Annotated in this window: 12 protein-coding genes and 2 pseudogenes; 3 read left to right on the forward strand and 11 right to left on the reverse strand. The window is 74.9% G+C overall.

The window, feature by feature from the left end; genetic code table 11:
- Window positions 1–3: 3 nt before the first annotated feature.
- Window positions 4–1293, reverse strand: a complete 1290-nt coding sequence (hemW, locus tag AB0302_RS01745) for a radical SAM family heme chaperone HemW (RefSeq protein WP_298985558.1) — start codon at window positions 1291–1293, stop codon at window positions 4–6.
- Window positions 1294–3144 (reverse strand): translation elongation factor 4, encoded by a 1851-nt coding sequence (lepA, locus tag AB0302_RS01750; protein ID WP_248115582.1) that lies wholly within the window; start codon window positions 3142–3144, stop codon window positions 1294–1296.
- Between the two features lie 90 nt (window positions 3145–3234).
- On the opposite strand from lepA, the gene AB0302_RS01755 reads away from it, so the two are divergent.
- Both AB0302_RS01755 and rpsT read left to right on the forward strand, forming a co-directional pair.
- Complete coding sequence (locus tag AB0302_RS01755) at window positions 3235–4002, forward strand: type II toxin-antitoxin system PemK/MazF family toxin (protein ID WP_366370345.1); 768 nt, start codon at window positions 3235–3237, stop codon at window positions 4000–4002.
- A 213-nt stretch (window positions 4003–4215) separates the two neighbouring features.
- Complete coding sequence (rpsT, locus tag AB0302_RS01760) at window positions 4216–4482, forward strand: 30S ribosomal protein S20 (protein WP_248115583.1); 267 nt, start codon at window positions 4216–4218, stop codon at window positions 4480–4482.
- 86 nt (window positions 4483–4568) lie between these two features.
- Here rpsT and holA read toward each other — a convergent pair whose 3' ends face one another.
- The 8 genes and pseudogenes from holA to AB0302_RS01800 form a co-directional block, all read right to left on the reverse strand.
- Entirely contained in the window at window positions 4569–5588 is a 1020-nt protein-coding gene (gene holA / locus AB0302_RS01765) for a DNA polymerase III subunit delta (RefSeq protein ID WP_366370346.1), read from the reverse strand.
- Window positions 5589–5598: 10 nt separating this feature from the next.
- Complete coding sequence (locus AB0302_RS01770; RefSeq protein ID WP_366370347.1) at window positions 5599–8196, reverse strand: ComEC/Rec2 family competence protein; 2598 nt, start codon at window positions 8194–8196, stop codon at window positions 5599–5601.
- Window positions 8197–8200: 4 nt separating this feature from the next.
- Window positions 8201–9145 (reverse strand): ComEA family DNA-binding protein, encoded by a 945-nt coding sequence (locus AB0302_RS01775; RefSeq protein ID WP_366370348.1) that lies wholly within the window; start codon window positions 9143–9145, stop codon window positions 8201–8203.
- A gap of 138 nt (window positions 9146–9283) precedes the next feature.
- Window positions 9284–10246, reverse strand: a complete 963-nt coding sequence (locus tag AB0302_RS01780) for a DegV family protein (RefSeq protein ID WP_343281951.1) — start codon at window positions 10244–10246, stop codon at window positions 9284–9286.
- 54 nt (window positions 10247–10300) lie between these two features.
- Entirely contained in the window at window positions 10301–12805 is a 2505-nt protein-coding gene (gene leuS / locus AB0302_RS01785) for a leucine--tRNA ligase (protein WP_366370349.1), read from the reverse strand.
- A 1563-nt stretch (window positions 12806–14368) separates the two neighbouring features.
- Window positions 14369–15868, reverse strand: a pseudogene (gene glpK, locus AB0302_RS01790) (glycerol kinase GlpK); the annotation flags it as partial.
- Window positions 15869–15933: 65 nt separating this feature from the next.
- Entirely contained in the window at window positions 15934–16605 is a 672-nt protein-coding gene (locus AB0302_RS01795) for an alkaline phosphatase PhoX (protein ID WP_366370350.1), read from the reverse strand.
- A 22-nt stretch (window positions 16606–16627) separates the two neighbouring features.
- Window positions 16628–17110 (reverse strand): annotated as a pseudogene (locus AB0302_RS01800) (alkaline phosphatase PhoX); the annotation flags it as partial.
- 165 nt (window positions 17111–17275) lie between these two features.
- Between AB0302_RS01800 and AB0302_RS01805 the strand changes: the two are divergent.
- Window positions 17276–18331, forward strand: a complete 1056-nt coding sequence (locus AB0302_RS01805) for an alpha/beta hydrolase (RefSeq protein ID WP_366370351.1) — start codon at window positions 17276–17278, stop codon at window positions 18329–18331.
- A 45-nt stretch (window positions 18332–18376) separates the two neighbouring features.
- Here AB0302_RS01805 and AB0302_RS01810 read toward each other — a convergent pair whose 3' ends face one another.
- Window positions 18377–20473: a primosomal protein N' gene (locus AB0302_RS01810; protein WP_366370352.1), complete on the reverse strand. Its 2097-nt coding sequence runs from the start codon at window positions 20471–20473 to the stop codon at window positions 18377–18379.

Raw genomic sequence — 20473 nt, forward strand, 5'->3', positions numbered from 1 at the left:
GCGTCAGAAGCCGGCCAGGTCCCGGACGATCCGGTCGTTGCGCAGCCGCCCCTCGAGGGTCGGCACGATCCGCCCGGACTGGGCGGCACGGCCGTCCACGAGCCCGTCCGCGATGAGGGCGGCCACGAGGTCCCGCAGCCGGGCGCCGTCGTCGCCGGCCGCGGCGAACCCGTCCTCCACCTCGGCGAGGCCCAGTCCCGTGGACGTGCGGGCGGCGAGCATCACCCGCTCGAGCCGGCGCGCCGGCGCATCGGGGATCTCCCGGCCCACAGCCGGGGTCACGCCCGTGGCCAGGCGCTGCGCGTACGCGGCGGGGTGCTTCGCGTTCCAGAAGCGCACGCCCGCCAGGTGCGAGTGCGCGCCGGGCCCCACGCCCCACCAGTCCTGGTCCTCCCAGTAGGCCACGTTGTGCCGCGCCCGGTGGACGCCCGTCCCCTCCGGGTCCCGCGCCCAGTTGGAGACCTCGTACCAGCGGTAGCCAGCCGTGGCGAGCATCCGGTCGGCCAGGACGTACTTGTCGGCCTGGTCGTCCGGGTCGACGTCGTCCACCTCGCCGCGGGCCACCCGGGCCCCGAACTTCGTGCCCTCCTCCACGATCAGGGAGTACGCGCTCACATGGTCCGGCGCGAGGGCGACGGCCGTCTCGAGCGTGGCGCGCCAGTCCTCGAGCGACTCCCCCGGCGTGCCGTAGATGAGGTCCAGGGAGACCTCGAGGCCGGCCGCGCGGGCCGCGGCGACGGCGGCGGGCACCGACGCGGGACGGTGCGTGCGGTCCAGTGTGGCCAGCACGTGTGGCACGGCCGACTGCATGCCGACCGAGAGCCGGGTGAATCCGCCCGCGGCGAGCGTGGCGGCGTACTCCGGGGTGATCGTGTCCGGATTCGCCTCGGTGGTGACCTCCGCGCCAGGCACGATCCCGAACCGCTCCCGCGCCGCGGCGAGGATCCGCACGAGGTGGGAGGCCGGCAGCAGCGTGGGCGTGCCGCCGCCGAAGAACACGGTGTGCAGCGGGCGGGCGGGCACGCCGGAGGCCTCGAGGGCGCGCTCGGCGAAGGTGAGCTCCGCGATGGCCGTCTCGGCGTAGTCGCCGCGGGCCGCGCCCGGGCCGAGGTCCACGGCCGTGTACGTGTTGAAGTCGCAGTAGCCGCAACGAACGGTGCAGAACGGCACGTGCACGTACAGGCTGAACGTCCGCGGCGCGCCGGCGGCCGCGGCCGCGCGGACCCGCGCGCCGACGTCGGCGGGCAGGGCGCCGTCGTCGGGCACCGGCATGCCCAGGGGAAGGGCGGGCACTTACTTCTTGGCCTGCTCGGCACCGTCCGAGGACAGTGCGGCGATGAAGGCCTCCTGCGGGACCTCGACTCGGCCCACCATCTTCATGCGCTTCTTGCCCTCCTTCTGCTTCTCCAGCAGCTTGCGCTTGCGGGAGATGTCGCCGCCGTAGCACTTGGAGAGCACGTCCTTGCGGATGGCCCGGATGTTCTCGCGCGCGATGATGCGCGCGCCGATCGCCGCCTGGATCGGCACCTCGAACTGCTGACGCGGGATGAGCTCCTTGAGCTTGCCCGTCATCATCACGCCGTACGCGTAGGCGTTGTCCCGGTGGGTGATCGAGGAGAACGCGTCCACCTGCTCGCCCTGCAGGAGGATGTCCACCTTGACGAGGTCGGCGACCTGGTCGCCGTCGGCCTTCCAGTCCAGGGAGGCGTAGCCCTTGGTGCGGGACTTGAGCTGGTCGAAGAAGTCGAACACGATCTCCGCGAGCGGGATCCAGTAGCGGATCTCCACGCGCTCCTCGGAGAGGTAGTCCATGCCCTTGAGATTGCCGCGCTTGGCCTGGCACAGCTCCATGACGGCGCCGATGAACTCGCTCGGCACGATGACCGTCGCCGAGGCCATCGGCTCCCGCACCGCCAGGACTTTGCCCTCGGGGTACTCGGAGGGGTTGGTCACGGTGATGACCTCCTTGTCCTCCTTCGTGACCTCGTAGACCACGTTGGGCGCGGTGGAGATCAGGTCCAGGTTGAACTCGCGCTCGAGGCGCTCCCGGATGATCTCCAGGTGCAGCAGGCCCAGGAAGCCCACGCGGAAGCCGAAGCCCAGCGCCACGGACGTCTCCGGCTCGTAGACGAGCGCGGCGTCGTTGAGCTTGAGCTTGTCGAGGGCGTCGCGCAGCACCGGGTAGTCGGAGCCGTCGATCGGGTAGAGGCCGGAGAACACCATGGGCTTGGGGTCCTCGTAGCCGCCGATCTCCGCGGCGGCGGGCTTGGCGTGATTCGTCACCGTGTCGCCCACCTTCGACTGGCGCACGTCCTTCACGCCCGTGATGAGGTAGCCCACCTCGCCCACGGACAGGCCCTGGGAGGGGTGGGGCTCCGGCGAGGACACGCCGATCTCCAGGAGCTCGTGGGCCGCGCCCGTGGACATCATCCGGATCTTCTCCCGCGGGGAGAGCCGGCCGTCCATGACGCGCACGTAGGTCACGACGCCGCGGTAGGTGTCGTACACGGAGTCGAAGATCATGGCGCGGGCCGGGGCGTCGGCGTCGCCCGTGGGGGCGGGGATCCGCTCGACGACGCGGTCCAGCAGCGCCTCGACGCCCATGCCCGTCTTGCCGGAGACCCGCAGCACGTCCTCCGGCTCGCACCCGATCAGGGTGGCGATCTCGGCGGCGTAGCGGTCCGGATCCGCGGCGGGCAGGTCGATCTTGTTGAGCACGGGGATGATCTCGAGCTCGTTCTCCATGGCCAGGTACAGGTTGGCCAGGGTCTGCGCCTCGATGCCCTGCGCGGCGTCCACCAGCAGGATCGCGCCCTCGCACGCGGCGAGCGAGCGGGAGACCTCGTACGTGAAGTCCACGTGGCCGGGCGTGTCGATCATGTTCAGGGCGTAGTCGGTCCCGTCCAGCGCCCACGGCATGCGCACCGCCTGGGACTTGATGGTGATGCCTCGCTCGCGCTCGATGTCCATGCGGTCCAGGTACTGGGCCTTCATGTCACGCGGCTGCACCACGCCCGTGGACTGCAGCATGCGGTCCGCCAGCGTCGACTTCCCGTGGTCGATGTGGGCGATGATGCAGAAGTTGCGGATCACCGAGGGGTCGGTGGCGGCGGGCGCCGGGGGGTGGGACGCCTGGGGCGACACGGGCACATCCTTGGAAGTCTCGGGGACGGGTGGGGTGGAACACTGACCGCCCATTCTTCCATGCCCGCCCGGCCGGATAGATTCGGGCCCATGGCCTTCGACTTCCAGCGCGCCCTCTCCCTCGGCCGGCAGGCCGCCCGCCTCCTGGAGACGCTCAGCTCCTCCTCCGACGCCGGCCCACGCCGCGGCTCGTCCCGCCGCGCCTCCGGCTCGGGGACGGGCGGCGGCGCCGGGCCCGTCTTCGACCTGGGCGTCCCGCCCCGGGATCCGGGGGCCCCGGCCTTCGACCCGACCCGGCGCACCGACGACTGGCCCACTCCCCCGGCCGGCGGTGCGCGCCGGCCGGACCGGCGCCGTGTGGACGAGGTGCTGCGCCGCGCCCGGGACGCGGACCGTGCCGAGGGACCGGCGGCGTCGGGGCGCGCGGCGGGCCGGCCGGACCGGCGGTCCCCCGCCGAGCTGCTCCCCGACTTCACCGGCCGCGCGCGCGTGGAGTACGACCCCGTGCCCGGCCCCGCGGCGGGCCCGGGCGAGGTGGTGTGGACCTGGGTCCCGTTCGAGGAGATGGACGGCCGGGGCAAGGACCGCCCCGTCCTCCTCGTCGGCCGCGACGGCGCGTGCCTGCTCGGCCTCATGCTCACGAGCCGGGACCGCAACAACGCGGACCTGCGCGACGAGGACTACGTGGACGTCGGCGCCGGGCCGTGGGACCGGCGCGGCCGGGCGTCCGAGGCGAAGGTGGACCGCGTGCTGCGCGTGGACCCGGACGCCGTGCGCCGGGAGGGCGGGGTCCTGGACCCCGTGCGGTTCGAGGCCGTGGGCGACGCGCTGCGCCGCCACCAGGGCTGGGAGCGCTGACGCGCCACGCCGAGGCACCCCCCGGCCATGTCCGGGACACGCAGATGATAGGATTGTGGGCATTGTGTCCGCCGGTCGACGGGCACCCCCGGACCGGGATCGCCACGGTGTCCCCACGCCACTGAAATCCACGGATCCGGGAACCCTCCACGACCCCCCTGTTCACGCGGCGTGCGGACCACCCGTCCCGCGCCGACGACGTAAGGACCAGAGTTGGCCAACATCAAGTCTCAGAAGAAGCGCATCCTCACCAACGAGAAGGCGCGCCAGCGCAACATCGCTGTGAAGTCCGAGCTGCGCACCGCCATCCGCGCCGTGGACAAGGCCGTGGCCGCCGGCGAGGCCGAGGCCGCCGCCGCCGCGCTGCGCACCGCGAACCGCAAGCTGGACAAGGCAGCCTCCAAGGGCGTCATCCACAAGAACCAGGCCGCGAACCGCAAGTCGGGCATCGCGAACCGCGTGAAGGCCCTCTTCGCCTGATCCGCAGCGCCACACCGCCACGGCCCCCGCTCCGAGACCCTCGGACGGGGGCCGTGGTGCGTCCGGGGAGGGGGTCCGCGGCGTGGTCAGCGACGCACGGCCGTGGCGATCCGGATGACCGCTCGCTCGACCGCGAAGTCGGGGTTGCGGGAGGCGCCCTTGACCTCGGCGTCGGCCTGGGCGATCCACTCGACGGCCTGCGCAATCCCGGCGGGCGTCCAGTGTCGGGCGGCCTGCTGCACGTAGCGCACCTGGAACGGGGCCACCCCCAGGAGGGAGGCGAGCTCGCCCTGCTCCCGGCCGGCGTCGATGATGCGCGCGACCTGGCGGGCCTTCAGCGTGAGCGCCGAGGTGATCATCACGGGGTGCACGCCGGTGGCCAGCGCGTGGCGGACGAGGGACACGGCGCGGGCGGCCTGACCCTCGAGGGCGGCGTCCGCGACGGCGAAGCTCGTGGCCTCGACGCGGCCGCCGTGGTAGGTGTCCACCATCTCGGCGGTGACCGTGCCGGTGGTGTCGTCGATCAGCTGACGGCACGCGGCGGCGAGCTCCGTGAGGGAGGCGCCGGTGGCGCGCACGAGGGCGCGGGCGGCGTCCTCGTCCACGCGGCGGCGTGCGTCGCGGAACTCCGCCTGGACGAGCGCCAGGCGGTCCTCGTCCCGCTTGAGGGGCGCGCAGTCCACCACGGTGCCGGCCTTCGCGACGGCGTCGAGCAGCCGTTTGCCCCGGCTGCCGCCCGTGTGGCGCAGCACGAGGGTGACCTCGTCCGCTCCGGGGCCCTGCTCGACGAGTCGCAGGGCGTCGGCGAGGAAGGCGTCGTTCATGGACTCGAGCCCGTCCACGCGGATGAGGGTGGGCTCGGCGAAGAGCGAGGGGCTGGCGGCCATGGCCAGCTGCCCCGCCTGGTACTCCCCGGCGCGCAGGTCGTGCACCTCGAGGCTCTCGTGCCGGGCACGCAGCGCGGCCGTCACCCGGTCCCTGACCCAGCGGGCCACGTAGTCCTCGGGGCCCTTGAGCAGCATGAGCGGGCCGGGCTCCGTGCGGCGCCAGGCCAGCGGATCCGTGCGCGGGGCGCGGCCGGAGCGGGGGCTGCGGGCGGCGGACATGGGCACCATCCTAGGGTGTGGAGACGGGGACGGCGGGAGGGCGGACGGTGTGCACGGCGATCCCGGGATCCCCGTCCGAGCCCGACTCCAGGGTGAGCGCGAGGGTGCCGTGCCGGTCAGTGCGGGCCACCGGGCCGAGCCGCTCGAGGGCGGCCACGGTGGCGGGGTGGGGGTGTCCGTACGTGTTCTCTGCGCCCACCGAGACGACCTGGAGCCGGGCGCGGACCGCCGCGGGGACGTCCGTGCCGCCGTTGCGCGCACCGTGGTGGGCCACCTTCAGCACGTCCGCGGAGGGCGGCGGGGGTGCGTCCGAGCGCAGTCCGGCCGCCCAGGCGGCGCTTGCCGCCTGCTCCATGTCCCCCGTGACGAGCACGGTCAGCGGGCCCACGGCGCCGCGCACAGTGAGCAGGAGCTGTGCGGAGGCGTCGTTCTCCTCGGGCGCGGCGCGATCGGCGAGGAGGACGCTCCACCGCACCGATCCGCTCTCCCCCTCCTGGCCCGTGTGGAGCGGCGTCGCTCCGGAGGGCGGCGGCATCGCGGGGTCCTCCCCCGTGCTGGCGCGGCTCCTCCCTCGTTCGAGGGGTGTGCCCGCGGCGGGGTCGCCGAGCGGCGAGCTGTCGGCCGAGCGGGTGGCGTAGTGGACCGCGCCAGGGGCGAGCTGCCCCGTGAGCCCGGCCAGCCCTCCGGCATGATCCGCGTGGAGGTGGGTGAGCAGCACCGCGTCCACCCTCTCCACGCGCAGGTCCGCGAGGCATCGTCGGGCGGCGTCGGGATCCGGTCCGACGTCGACGGCGAGGGCAGAGTCCACGCCCGTGCGGAGGACCGTCATGTCCCCCTGCCCCACGTCGCAGAACGCCGCGACCCAGCCCGCTGGGACGTCGCCGGCCGGTCGGGGGGTCAGCACCGCGCCCACGCCGCCCGTGGCCGCGGCGATCAGCGCGGCCGTCAGGACCGCGGCGGCGGACACCCGCCGGACGCGGTCCGGCGCCGAGCGACCCACGCGCCGCACGCGGGGAGGCGACTCCCGTTCCAGCACCAGGACCGCACGGAAGCCCGCGAGCGTGGCGACCGTGAGGAGGGCGCCGAGGGCGAGCCCGAGGCCGCCGCCCGGCCATGGCCGCAGGGCGCCCGGCAACGTGGCGGCCGTGGTCGCGGTCCAGCCGATGGCCGCGGCCGGCCACTGCGCGATCCAGACGAGGGCGGCCGCGATCGGCGGGGCGGGCAGGACCAGCGCGGCGGCGAGCGTGCCGAGGACGGTCACCGGTGCGACCGCGGGGGCGGCAGCGATGTTGGTGAGCACGGCGTAGGCACTCACCGTGCCGGTCATGGCCAGGAGGATCGGCTGACACGCGAGGTGCGCAGCCACGGTGACGGACAGGGACGCGGAGAGCCAGCGCGCGGCGGAGTCGGGCAGCACGCGCGCCATCCGCGGATGCAGCCACCGGTCCGCGGGGGCGGCGACGAGCACGATCCCCGCCGTCGCGGCCAGGGAGAGGTGGAACGCGACCTCCGTCGCGAGAGTCGGCGCGACCACGAGCAGCCCGGTGCCGCCCACCGCGAGCAGGGAGAACGCCTGCCGGCCGCGGCCGAGGAAGAGGGCCAGCGCCCCCAGCGCGCCCATCACAGCCGCCCGGAGCACGGAGGGCTCCGGTCCGACGACGACCACGAACACCCCGAGCGTGGCGAGCGCCGCGGCCAGCACCGCGTGCCGGTGCACGCGCAGCGAGCGCAGGACCACGGCGACCGTGCCCAGGAGCAGCGCGCAGTTCGCCCCGGAGACGGCGCTGAGGTGGCTCAGCCCGGCATCCTTCATGGCGTCCCCGAGCTCGGGGCTCTGGGCCGTGCGGTCCCCCAGCACGAGCCCGGGGATCAGCTGGGGCGCCGTGCCGATCAGGGGAGAGGCCGCGGCCCGGAACGCCGAGCGCAGCACCTCACGCCCGGAGGGTCCCGCCACGTCCGGCGGGAGTGCTGCTCCTCCCTGTGCCGGACAGGGCCCCGGGATCGGTGCCGCGCGTGCGGTGAGGAACACCGTGTCCCCCTCGCGCCGGGGAGCGGCCACGACACAGGCCTTCCCGCCCGCCGCGACACCGCCGTCCGCCGTGCCGAGCCCGAGGGGCGGCTCCCCCTCCCCCGTGAGGCGGACCGCCTCGGGCCGCTCGAACGCTCGAGAGGGGTGGCCGAACCGCGTGGCCGTGGCCGGGGCGCCCCACCGCGGTCCGAAGGGCGACCCGGTGGCCTGGGGTGGGGCGTCCAGCACCACCTCGACCCGCACGGCCTCTTCCGCAGTCACGGCGTCATCCCAGCCGACGCGCTCACGCGCGGACTGGTGGAGGGCCACGTGCTGGGCCATCAGCGCTCCCGCCACGCCGGCCAGCACGACGGCGGTGGCCACGCCTCGCCGAGGGCGCTCGGTGCGTCGTGCTCCGGCGGATCGGCCGCCCACGACCAGTGCGGCGGCCCCGCACAGGGCGAGGAGCCCACACGCCCCGGACGCGAGGACGGCCTCGTGCGCGGGCCGGCTCGGGAGCACGTTCCCGAGGGCCAGGCACAGCAGCAGCGCCGGAACCCATCGGCCGTCCAGCGGTCCGGGGACGGCGCCGGCGCTCACGGGGTCACCAGCTCACGTGGTCACGCAGCCGCGCGAGGGCGGCCGGGCCGATCCCGGGCACCGCGTCCAGGTCCTGCAGCCCGCCGAACGGGCCCACCGACTCCCGGTGCGCGATGATCTTCTCCGCCGTCGCCGGACCCACGCCCGGGAGCGTCTCGAGGGCGGCCGCGTCGGCCGTGTTCAGGTCCACCGGCACCGCGCCCGCACCGTCGGGAGACTGCGCCCCCGAGCTGCCGGGCCCCGCCACCGCGGCCCCCGCTCGCCCGCTGGGAGCCGCCGACCCCGCTGGCGGCGCCCCACCCCCGGCCGCCGCGGCCAGCTCTGCGTCCGGCGGGCGAGCGGACGGGACCAGGACCTGCTGGCCGTCCGAGAGCGTCGCAGCGAGATTGATCCGCTCGGTGCGCGCCTGGGACGCGGCCCCGCCGGCGGCCCGGATCGCGTCCGTGACCCGGGACCCGGCCGCCAGGGTCACGACGCCGGGCCGACGGACCTCGCCCACCACGTGCACGCGCACCTCCGCCGGTGCGGAGCCTTCGCCCGCGCCCCCGGAGTCCCCGGAAGAACCGCCGGACGGTGTCCCCGAGGACGCGCCGGGGGCCTCTCCGGCAGGCCTCACGGTCGCCCCGGGGCCAGGATCCGGGACGCTCGCGCCCGGGGCCGCGCCGGCGGCATCGCCCGAGGGCGGCGCCGGGACACCCGACACGGACGCGACCGATGCCGCCGCGGAGGCCGGGGCGGGCGGAGCCGGGGCGGTCAACCAGGTCACGGCCCACCACGCGATGGCCGCCACCAGCAGCACGAGCGCGGCCGTGCCTGCGGCGCGCCACCGGACGATCGGGGGGCGCGGCGGGACGGCCTCCCAGTCCTCACCGGGGCCGCAACCGCGGGGGTCCTGACCGTGGACGGGGCCGGGCTGCTCGGAGGGGACGTCCGGGGCTCGCGTGTGCATGGAGCCACTGTGGCCGGCCCGGCGGGTCAGGAGAGGCGCCCGCCGCGGCCTCGGGGATGGCGAGGAGCGACCCGACGCCTGTGCAGGAGCGGACTGCCCGGTCCACACACGCCCGGTCCGCCCCGGCTCGACTCGGCCTCAGTCGACCTCCACCTCGAGCGGGGTCACCACCACGCCCAGCGCGCCGAGTCCCAGGTGCGCGGCGAGGACCGCCGGCAGCTCGACGACGGGAACGGGCGTGGCCGAGTGCGGCTGCAGGCGCGCCACCAGCTCCTCGCTCCCCGCCGGGTCGCCGAAGCCGTGCACCACGATCCGGCTCGGCGTCCCGGCGGCACGCTCCAGGGCGAGCTCGACGATCCGGTCCATCGCGCGGGCCGCCGAGCGCGGGCGGTCCACCAGGGTGACCGCGCCGTCGTCGAGGGCCAGCACGGGGCGAACGTGGAGCAGGGTGCCCAGCAGGGAGGCCACGGCGCCGATCCGGCCGCCGCGGCGCAGCTGTTCGAGGCTCGGGACGGAGAACAGCACGGCGCCCGCCTGTGCGGTGGCCTCCGCCCGCGCGGTGATCTGCTCCACCGGCAGCCCCACGCCGGCGTCGATCGCCGCGTCCAGCACCGTGAGGCCGAGCGCGAAGCCGGCCGTGCCCGAGTCGAGGACCGTGACGGGGCGCGGGGCGTCCGCCGCGGCGAGCCGCGCCGCCTCCACGGTGCCGGAGAGCCGACTCGAGAGGTGCAGGGAGAGCACCCGCGCGTACCCGGCCTGCGCGAGGTCGGCGTAGACGGCCCGGAACGCCCCCGGAGACGGCCGGGAGGTCTTCACGGGGGTGCCGGAGGCGAGGGCGACGGGCAGCTCGAACCGCAGGTCCTCCGTCCCCTCCGTGTGGATCTGCTCCCCCACCATCACGGGGAGGGTGACCTGGCGGATGCCCGCCGCCAGGGGGTGGGCGAGCAGGGCCGGCGGCAGGGCCGCGGCGGAGTCGGTCACGATCGCGGTCCGGTCCCGCCGGGGCGGCTTCAGCCCGTAGCGGGCCCGGCCCACCAGGTGGGGTCGGCGGGCGCGCAGGCGCTCCAGGACGTCGTCGCGCCACTGGTCCAGCGTCGCCATGCTCCCCTCCTCCTCCGGGCCGACGGGGCGGCCCGGCTCAGTCCGGCTCGCCGATCAGCGGATGACGAGGTTGACGAGCTTGGGCTCGCGGACGATCGCCTTGACGATCTGGGCGTCCCCGATGAACGCCTTGACCTTCTCGGACGTCCGGGCGCGCGCCTCGAGCTCCTCGGCGGTGATGTCCGCGGGCACCTCGAAGCTGTCGCGCACCTTGCCCTTGACCTGCACGACGGCGGTGACCGCGTCCTCCACGAGGAGGGACTCGTCGACCTCGGGCCAGCCGGAGCGCACCACCGAGGGCTCGTGGCCCAGCAGCACCCACATGTCCTCGGCCGCGTAGGGCGCGACGAGCGAGAGCAGCTTGGCGACGGCCTCGGCGGCCTCGCGCACCGCGGGATCCGCGGCGCCGGCCCCGTTGTCGATCACCTTGCGGGTGGCGTTCACGAGCTCCATGGTCCTGGCGATCACCACGTTGAACTTGCCGTCGTCCAGCAGCTGGGCGGCCTCGTGCACCGTCCGGTGGGTCACGCGGCGCAGGGCCGCGGAGCCGCCCTCGGCGGCGCCCGTCGCCGGGCCCGCCTCGCGGACGTCCCGGGCCAGGCGCCAGGCACGGGCGAGGAACTTGCCCGCGGCGCCGGTGGCGACGTCGGCCCAGTCCACGTCGTCCTCCGGCGGAGACGCGAAGACCATGGTGAGGCGGACGGCGTCCACGCCGAACTCGTCGAGCTGCTGTCCCAGGTCCACGCCGTTGCCGAGGGACTTGGACATCGCCTTGCCGCCGTTGAGCACCTGGCCCTGGTTGAGCAGGGCGCGGAAGGGCTCCGTGAACGGCACGAGGCCCATGCCGTGCAGCGCCTTCGTGAAGAAGCGCGCGTAGAGCAGGTGCAGGATCGCGTGCTCGACGCCGCCCACGTACTGGTCCACGGGCAGCCAGTCGCGCACCGCCTGGGGGTCGAACACCTGCGTCTCGTCCCACGGGGAGGCGTAGCGCAGGAAGTACCAGGACGAGTCCACGAAGGTGTCCATGGTGTCCGTGTCGCGCTTCGCCGGGCCGCCGCATCGCGGGCAGTGCACGTTGACCCAGTCTTCGGCGGAGGCGAGCGGGGACTGGCCCTTGGGCGCGAGCTGCTCGCCCTTGAGGTCGGTCGGCAGGGTGACGGGCAGCTGGTCCTCGGGGACGAGGACCTCGCCGCAGTCGGCGCAGTGGATCACGGGGATCGGGGTGCCCCAGAAGCGCTGGCGGGAGAGCAGCCAGTCGCGCAGGCGGTAGGTGGTGGTGCCGCGCCCGGTGCCCTTGGCCTCGACGACCTCGATCGCGCGGGCGATGGCCGCCGTCTTGTCCAGGCCGTCGAGCTCGCCGGAGTTGACCAGGACGCCCTCACCGGTGGTGGCCACCCCGGACACGGCCGGGTCCTCCTCGCCCGTGTCCACGACAGCGCGCACCGGCAGGCCCATGGCGCGGGCGAAGTCGAGGTCGCGCTGGTCGTGGGCGGGCACGGCCATGATCGCTCCGGTGCCGTAGTCGGCGAGCACGTAGTCCGAGGCCCACACGGGCAGGCGCTCCCCCGTCAGCGGGTTGACCGCGTGGCGGCCGAGGAACACGCCGGTCTTGGGGCGGTCCGTGGCCTGGCGATCGATGTCGGAGACCTTCTTGAGGTCCTCGCGGTAGGCCTCGAGGTCGGCCCGGGCGTCGTCGGAGACGAGCTCGAGGGCCAGCGGGGCGTCTGCGGCCACCACCATGAAGGTGGCCCCGAACAGGGTGTCCGGGCGGGTGGTGAACACGGTGACGGAGGGGCCGTCCTCCACCTGGAAGTCCACGTGCGCGCCCTCGGAGCGGCCGATCCAGTTGCGCTGCATCGCGAGGACCCGCTCGGGCCAGTGACCGGTGAGCTGGTCCATGTCGTCCAGGAGCGCGTCCGCGAACCGCGTGATGCGGAAGTACCACTGGTTCAGCGTGCGCTTGGTGACCTCGGTGCCGCAGCGCTCGCACGTGCCGTCCACGACCTGCTCGTTGGCGAGCACGGTCTGGTCCTTCGGGCACCAGTTGACGGGCGAGTCCTTGCGATAGGCGAGGCCCTCCTTGTGGAGCTCCTGGAAGAGCCACTGCGTCCAGCGGTAGTACTCGGGGTCGGAGGTGTGCAGCTCGCGGGTCCAGTCCACGGCGATCCCATAGCGCTGGAACGAACGCTTCTGGGTCTCGATGTTGGCATAGGTCCACGCGGCCGGGTGCGCGTCGCGCTTGATGGCCGCGTTCTCGGCCGGGAGACCGAACGAGTCCCAGCCGATGGGGTGCAGCACGTCGTAGCCGCGCTGCAGCCAGTAGCGGGCCACGACGTCGCCCATCGCGAACGCCTCCGCGTGGCCCATGTGCAGATCGCCCGAGGGGTAGGGGAACATGTCCACCACGGTGCGCCGCTCGGCGCCGTCCTCCCGCGGGGTGAACGTGCCCGCCTGCTCCCAGTACCCGGCCCAGCGCGCCTCCACCTCTCGGAACGAGTACTCTGCGTCCGCGGGGACCTCGGGAGTGGCGGGGGCGGGGGTCTCGGAGGTCTGGCTCACGGCGGTTCGTGTCCTAACGCGGTCGGGGTGGAGGAGCGGTGGCGGCGGGGGCGGGACGTTCGCGCGACGGCATGACGGCGGACCCGCCCGCGCGTGTGCGGGGCGGGTCCATCCTACGGCGTCGGCTCAGGCGCGGTGGGATCCCTCGGCCCGGCCCGGGTCGTCCTCGAGCTCCGCGTCCAGGTCCCGGGCGACCTGGCGCTCGATCGCGCCCGTCACCGCCGCGGGCTCGGCGACGGAGTGGGCGGCCGCCTCCTCGAGGGCGTCCGCGTGCGCGGTCGTGAAGCGCTTCTCCGGGTGCCGCTGCAGGCGGATGAGGGAGGAGAGGCGCAGGCGCAGGGTCCGCTCGGCGGAGAGCTCCCCGCGGTGGGTCAGCCACCAGGCCACCAGGACCACGGCCAGGAGCAGGCCGAGGTAGCCCAGGAACGGGTAGACCACGTTCATCAGGGTGCCGAAGCCGAGGAAGCTCACCGCGAAGCCCACCAGGGTGACGGCGATGAACGCGGGGCGGTAGCGGTCGGGGCGGTCCGCCGAGATGCGCCGGCCCAGGGCGTAGAACATGCCGATGGCCGAGTTGTAGATCATGGCGTAGATGACCGCCAGCATGGCCCACCCCAGCACGGGGTGGATCGCGCCGAAGAGCTCGAGCATGGGCACGGAGGCGTGCCCGATCCGGTCGAAGTTCAGGTAGAGCAGCACGCCCGCCATGACCATGAGGACCGTGTAGAGCAGTCCGCCGGCGAGCCCACCGAAGAACGCCTCGCGCGGGTTGGTGATGGAGCCGCCGATGACGAGGCACATGGACACGGCCATCACGAGGACGAGTCCGGTGTAGTTCAGGGCCGAGAGCCACCACGGGTTGATGGGGGTGGCGGTCTGGGCCGCCATCGCCTCGTTGGCGGTGAAGGAGCCGTCCAGGGTGAGCACCGTGGCGAGGAACGCTCCCACGACGGCGACCACGACGAACGGCGTGAGCCCGGAGATGATGGAGGAGACCTTCTCCACGTCCAGCAGGCCGGTGACGATCACGAGCGCCGTCATGATGGCGGCACCCGCCCAGGTCGGCCACCCGAGCTGCTGGTGCATGGTCGCGCCGGCACCGGCCAGCATCACGAAGCCGATCGCGAAGAGCGTGATGGAGACGCTGACGTCCAGGATGCGGGCGATCACCGGGTGGGTCACGCTGCGGAACACGGCCTTGTGCTCGTTGGCCAGGAAGGCGCTGCCGAGCTGAAGGATCACCGCGCCGCCCACGGCCACGAGGACGCCGGCGAGGATCGCCCCCCAGATGCCGATCTCGCCGAACCCGACGAAGTACTGGATCACCTCGGCGCCGGTGGCGAAGCCCGCCCCGACGACGAGGCCGACGAAGGCGAGTGCGATCTTGGCCGATCTGAACACGGCGGAGCTCTGCATGGGGTTCCTTATCCTCGGGGGCAGGGCGCGGCACACCGAGGTCGATTCCCCGGTGCGGCCTCCGCAAGGGTAGTGGCGGGCCCGGGGGTCCGCCCAGGAAGCATGGGCGCTGGGCGCCGCCCTGTGCACGGTCTCACGCCCTGCCGAGGAGGCCTCCACCGCCCGGCGCCACCGATCCAGCAGGCGCTCGCGCACGCTCGCCGCCATGGCCGGCTCCCACCGGCGGTCTTCGCGCCACAGGGAGCACAGGGCGGCCTCGTCCGGCCAGACGCCGACGGCGAGTCCGGCCGCCCACGCCGCCCCCATGACGGTGGTCTCGGCCACCGCGGGGCGCACGACCGGCAGGTCCAGGATGTCCGCCTGGAACTGGAGGAGGCCCGCGTCGGCGGTCATCCCGCCGTCCACGCGCAGCTCCCGGATGCGCGTCCCCGTGTCCGCCGTCAGGGCCTCGAGCAGGTCCCGGCTCTGGTAGGCCGTCGCCTCCACCGCGGCCCGGGCGAGGTGGCCGCGATTGGCGAATCCGGTCAGGCCGGCGATGAGCCCGCGGGCGTCGGCCCGCCAGTGCGGCGCGAAGAGGCCCGCGAAGGCGGGGACGATCACCACGCCGCCGTTGTCCGGCACCGTGGCCGCGGCCGCCTCGACCTCCTCGGACGTGGAGATGATCCCGAGGCCGTCGCGAAGCCACTGCACGAGCGCCCCGGCCACGGCCACGGACCCCTCGAGGGCGTAGCGCATCGGCTCCCCCGCCCGCTGGTAGGCGACCGTGGAGACGAGGCCGTGCGCCGACGTCGGCCGCTGCGTCCCCGTGTGCTGGAGCAGGAAGCAGCCAGTCCCGTAGGTGTTCTTCGTGTCCCCGGGGCGGAAGAGCGCCTGGCCGAAGCACGCGGCCTGCTGGTCCCCCAGCACCCCGGCCACGGGGACGCCCGCCAGCGTCTCGTGGCCGGTGACCTCGCCGAGCACGCCCACCGAGGGCACGATGCGCGGCGCCATCGCCTCCCACTCCTCGGGGTCGAGCCCGAAGAGCTCGAGCATGGGGGCGCTCCATCGCCCCGTCTCGAGGTCCATCAGGAGGGTGCGCGAGGCGTTCGTCACGTCGGTGACGTGGACCCCGCCGTGGACGCCGCCCGTGAGGTTCCACACGAGCCACGAGTCCACGGTTCCGACCCGCAGCCGCCCCGCGGCCGACAGCGCGCGGGCCTCCGGGACCTCGTCCAGGATCCAGCGGATCTTGGACGCGGAGAAGTAGGAGGCCAGGGGCAGGCCGGTGCGGGCGCGGGCCGCGTCCTCATGGCCGTCGGCGCGCAGGCGGGCGACGGCGTCGGCGGTGCGCGTGTCCTGCCACACGATGGCCCGGTGCACGGGCCGGCCGGTGGCCGCGTCCCACGCCACGGTGGTCTCGCGCTGATTCGTGATCCCCACTGCGGCGATGTCACGCGGGCCCCGGTGCGCGCGCGCCAGGGCGAGCGCGGTGAGCTCCCGGACGGCCTCCCACAGCTCCGTCGGATCGTGCTCGACCCACCCCGCGTGCGGGAAGTGCTGGACGTGCTCGCGCTGCGCACTCGCCACCACGTGCCCGTCGGCGCCCACCACCGCCACCCGGGTCGAGGTGGTCCCCTGGTCGATCGCGACGACGGCGGTGCGGCTCATGGGAGTGGCCCTCACGGGCGGCGCCCCCGCCTCATCGAGGCGGGGGGCGCCGTCGCGCGGGCCGGTCAGCGGTGGAGCTGCTTGGCCATCGGGCCGGTGATCATGTAGGTGCAGTCGCTCTGGATGTTGGCGAACAGGGCGCGACCGCCGCCGAAGCAGGGGCCGGCCCACTCGCCGCGCTCGGCGAGGTCCTTGGCCAGGGCCGAGGAGCCGGCACGCTCGGTGAACGCGGCGAGGTGGTTCGGGTCCGAGCCGTCCTCGGCGATCACGACGCCGCCCCACGGGGAGACGGTGATGTTGTCCGGGGCGTCGAAGTCACTGCCCACGGCCCAGGACTCCTTGAGGGTCATGGTCTGCTCCGCGAAGGAGTAGTACATGATCATGCCCTGGTTGGCGACGGCCTCGGGGTGCTCGCCGTCCTTGACGATGGAGTGGGTGAACCACAGGCCCTCGCCGGCGTCGTCGCTCCAGACGCCCTCGATCTTGCGGTGCGTGGTCGCGCCCGGGAACTGCTGGCGCAGGTCGGTGGTCTGCGCCTGGCGGTCGGCGCCGCCCTCGCCCAGCTGGGTGGCGATGCCCGGACGCAGGGTGACGCCCTGCGGTGCGGTCCAGCGGTAGAACAGGCCGCCCTTGGTGTCCTCGGTGAGGTAGGCGCTCGAGAGGTCGGCGCCGATCTCGGCACCCTCCCACACGGCGCGGCCCCAGGCTTTGATGGGCAGCGGGATCTGCTGGGCCACCGGCTCGGGGGAACACCTCGAAGACGTAGCCGTGGTCCTTCTGCAGGGTGGAGGCCTGGCCGTTCACGGAGCTGGTGACGGTCTGCCCGACGCGCTCGGTGGTCTCCTCACAGGCCAGCCAGGAGCCCCACGGGGTGGTGCCGCCGGCGCAGTTGCGGATGGTGCCGGAGAGGCCGACCCGCTGCTGGGCGAGCTCGCCCGAGCGGGAGACCTCGACGACGGTGTTGCCGCCCATGCCGGTGGGGCAGCCCGCGTCGTAGACGGTGCCGGGGACCAGTGGCACCGGGACCTTGGCGTTCGCGCGGCACTCGTGGTTGCGCACGAGGCGGGTCACGCCGGCGCGGTCGAAGGCGCCCATGCCGTCCTCGGAGAGGGCGGGCAGCTGGGCGCCGGCGGCGACGGCGGAGCTGATGTGGCGGGGCTTGGCGGCGGCGGTCTGCGCACCGGCCACGGTGAGGCCGGCGGCGGCGGATCCGGCGAAGAAGGAGCGGCGGGAGAGGCTCATGGGTGGACCTTTCCACAGGGAGGGATGTCACCCCGTGCTCGGAGGGCGACGGGATCAGTGCAGGTCAGCGAGGTGGCGATCCCGCGTCCACGTGCTGAACCCCGCCACACGCACCGGTGAACACGTGCGGGCCCCCCTGCGGAGCGTGCTCACTAGGCTGGGGGCGTGAAGCAGAACGACGACGCCGGCAGCGGCGCCCCCGTGCCGCCCGGGCACCGGGTGAGACTCTGGGACCGGGTCCGGATCCCGCGCCCGGACGACGGGCCTGGCTCGCTGACCGGATGCCCCGCGCGGATCCCCCGACGGCGCGAGGTGACCGTCCCCGACCCCGTGGCCGGGTCCGGCGTCGACGTGGCGGTGTGGGAGTACGCACCGGTGGGCCCGGCGGACGGGTCCAGGGGCGTCGATCCCGATGCCGCCCCCCGCCTGGTCTTCGTGCACGGATTCCGCGGTGACCACCACGGGCTCGCGCTCATCGCCGACGCGCTGCCCGAGTTCGCGATCTCCTCGATCGATCTGCCCGGCTTCGGCGCGTCCGGGGCCTTCCCCGCGGCCGAGCACTCGGTGGCGCACCACGCGGATGCGGTGGCCGCCGTCGTCCACGCGCTGGCGCTCGCGGAGCCTCCCCTGCTCGTCGCCCACTCGTACGGGTCGATCGTCGCGTCCCACCTCGTGGCCCGGGACCCCTCCGCGTGGCACCGGCTCGTGCTGCTCAACCCGATCGCCGAGCCCGCCCTGGACGCGTCGGGGTCGTGGACGGCGGCGGCGGCGGCCGCCGTCGCGCAGGGGTACTACGAGGTCGCGGCGCGTCTGCCCGAGCGCGCCGGGCGCGCCCTGCTGGGCGCGGCGCCCGTGGTGTGGGCCACCACCGTCGTCATGAGTCGAACCACGGACAGGCGCGTCCTGGCCTACACCCATGATCAGCACCGCCGGTACTTCTCCCTCTTCGCCTCACGGCGCATGCTCTCCGAGTCCTACCGGGCCTCCACGACGTCCACGGCCCTCGACGCCGCCGCGGGGCTCGCGCTGCCCGTGGTCCTCGCGGCGGGTGCCGAGGATCCGCTGGGATCCGTGGCCGCACAGGAGCGCCTCGCCGCCGCGATCGCCGCGGCGGGAGGGACGGCCGACCTGCAGGTGCTGCCCGGCGTGGGCCACCTGCTGCACTACGAGCGGCCGCTCGCGTGCGCGAGGCTCATCCGGGAGGCCGCGCACCCGAGGTGACCGGCCGTGGCGGGTCCTGGACGGAGGCCGTGCGGGGCCGCCCGGCTAGAGCACCCCCGGCGGGTCCAGCCGCACGCGCACGGCCTTCTGCTCGCGGCGCGCGCTCGCCGCGGAGCGGGCCGTGCGCAGCACCGCGACCGTCTCGTCCGCGGCGGCGTAGGGGAAGAGGAGCAGCGCGCGGTGCTGGGTCTCGTCCACAGGGTCCGGCACGGGGCCGATCCACGGCAGCGGGGCCGCGTCGCCGGGACGGGCGCCCGGCTCGAGGTCGAGGGAGGGCTCGGCGTCGGGCCCCACCCGCCGCCTCTCGCGTCGCGCGGCCTCGACCAGGCCCAGGTACTCCTTCACGGCGGCGGCGTCCCCCGTCACCTCGGCGAGCCGCCCGGCGGGCGGCAGGCGCAGCTCCCGACGCTCCGCGACCTGGTGGCTCGCGAAGCCCGCGGGATCGCGCCGCACGAGGGCGCCGACGACCCCGTCGTGCTCGGCGGTCACCACCACGGTGCCCCCTTCGGACGCCGGGCGGACCAGGCACGCCGCTGCCAGCCAGCGGGCGAGCACCCGAGAGGGCACGTCGAGCCCCTCGCGCTGGAGCTGGGCGTCGCCGTCGAGGAGCAGCGCCGCCGCGTAGCCGCCGGGAGCGGTGGGCTCGGCACCCACGGTGGCCACGACGACGGCCGGCGCGTCCGCCACGGAGCCGAGGCGGTGCTGGCCGGAGGAGGCGTGGACGGGGACTCCGGGGAAGGAGCGGCCGAGCTCGTCGGCGGTCCGGTCCACACCGCGCGCGCCGGCGCGGACGTGCGTGCCGCCGCACTCGGTGCAGCGGAATGCCCGCTCGCGGGTGCCGCACCAGCGGCACGCGAGCTCACCGCGTTCGGCGGCGTGCCGGTCGCGGAACGCGAGCGGGCCGGAGCACTCCCGGCACCGGGCGGGGGTGCGGCACCGCTCGCAGACGAGCGCGGGGATGAACCCGGCGCGGGCCACCTGGACGAGCACCGGCCCGGGACGGGCACCGGTCAGGGCCTCGCGCGCGGCGGCCCACGCGGCGTGCGGCAGGCGGGCGCGCCGGGCGAACGGGTCGCGCGCGCTCTCCCACGCGTCCGCCGTGGCGACCACGCGCGGGCCGATCGCCCGCTGGAGCTCGCGGCCGGGACCGAGGTGCAGCAGCCAGCCGGCCTCCACGAGGCGCTGGACCGGCACAGAGCGGGAGGGGCCGGCGAAGAGGAGCGCGCAGCCCGAGGCCCGGGCCCGCTCGAGCACGACCTCGCGCACGTGGAAGTAGGGGCTGCGCGGCTCGGCGTAGGCGTCGTCGCCGTCGTCCCACATCACCACCAGTCGGAGATCCTTCAGCGGCGCCCAGGCGGCGGCGCGTGTGCCCGCGACGATCCGCACGGTGCCCTCGAGGGAGTGCAGGTGCGCACGGTACCGCGGGGTGTTCCCGTCCTCGGAGCCGATGCGGGCGTAGGCCTCCCCGCCCACGGCGCGGTCGAGGGCGGCACACAGCCGGTCGAGGTCGCGGTGGTCGGGCACCAGCAGCAGGACGCTCCCGCCGGAGGCTGCCACGGTGCGGGCCAGCGCGGCGAGGGCCTCGGCCTCGTCCCACTCCCCCACGCGGCTCGGGACGGCGGCGGCGGCCCGGACCCCGTCCCCCGCGCACGCGGCGGCGACGAAGGCGGCGCCGCCCTGGAGCGACTCCCAGACGGTGGGCTCGGCCGCCGCCGGGGCGCCGTCACCGCCCGGGGCGTCGTCGTCAGGGGTCTCGACCCGGGCGACCGGGTGGTCCGCCGTCGGCTCCGCCGTGCGTGCCGCGAGGATCTCCTTCTCGACCTGCACGACCCGCGGGGGCACCGCCGCGCGCAGCACGTCCGTGGCGATGCCCGCCTGCCGGGCGGCCACGGCCCGCGCCACCGCGAGGACCTCCTCTGTCAACGGCGGGACCGCCGTGAGCACGGAGGTGAGCGCCGTCAGTTGGGCCCCCGTGACCGGCTCGGCCTCCCGGGAGACGAGCCAGCCGGTCATCTCCCGGCCGCCGAAGCGCACGCCGACCCGGGAGCCGGGAACGGCCCGCGCGTCGAGCTCGGCCGGGACGAGGTAGTCGAACTCTCGGTCCAGGTGCGGGACGGGCGTGTCCAGCAGGACGCGGGCCAC

Origin of the sequence: Micrococcus sp. NPDC078436 (genome assembly GCF_040702705.1) — a bacterium.
GTDB lineage: Bacteria > Actinomycetota > Actinomycetes > Actinomycetales > Micrococcaceae > Micrococcus.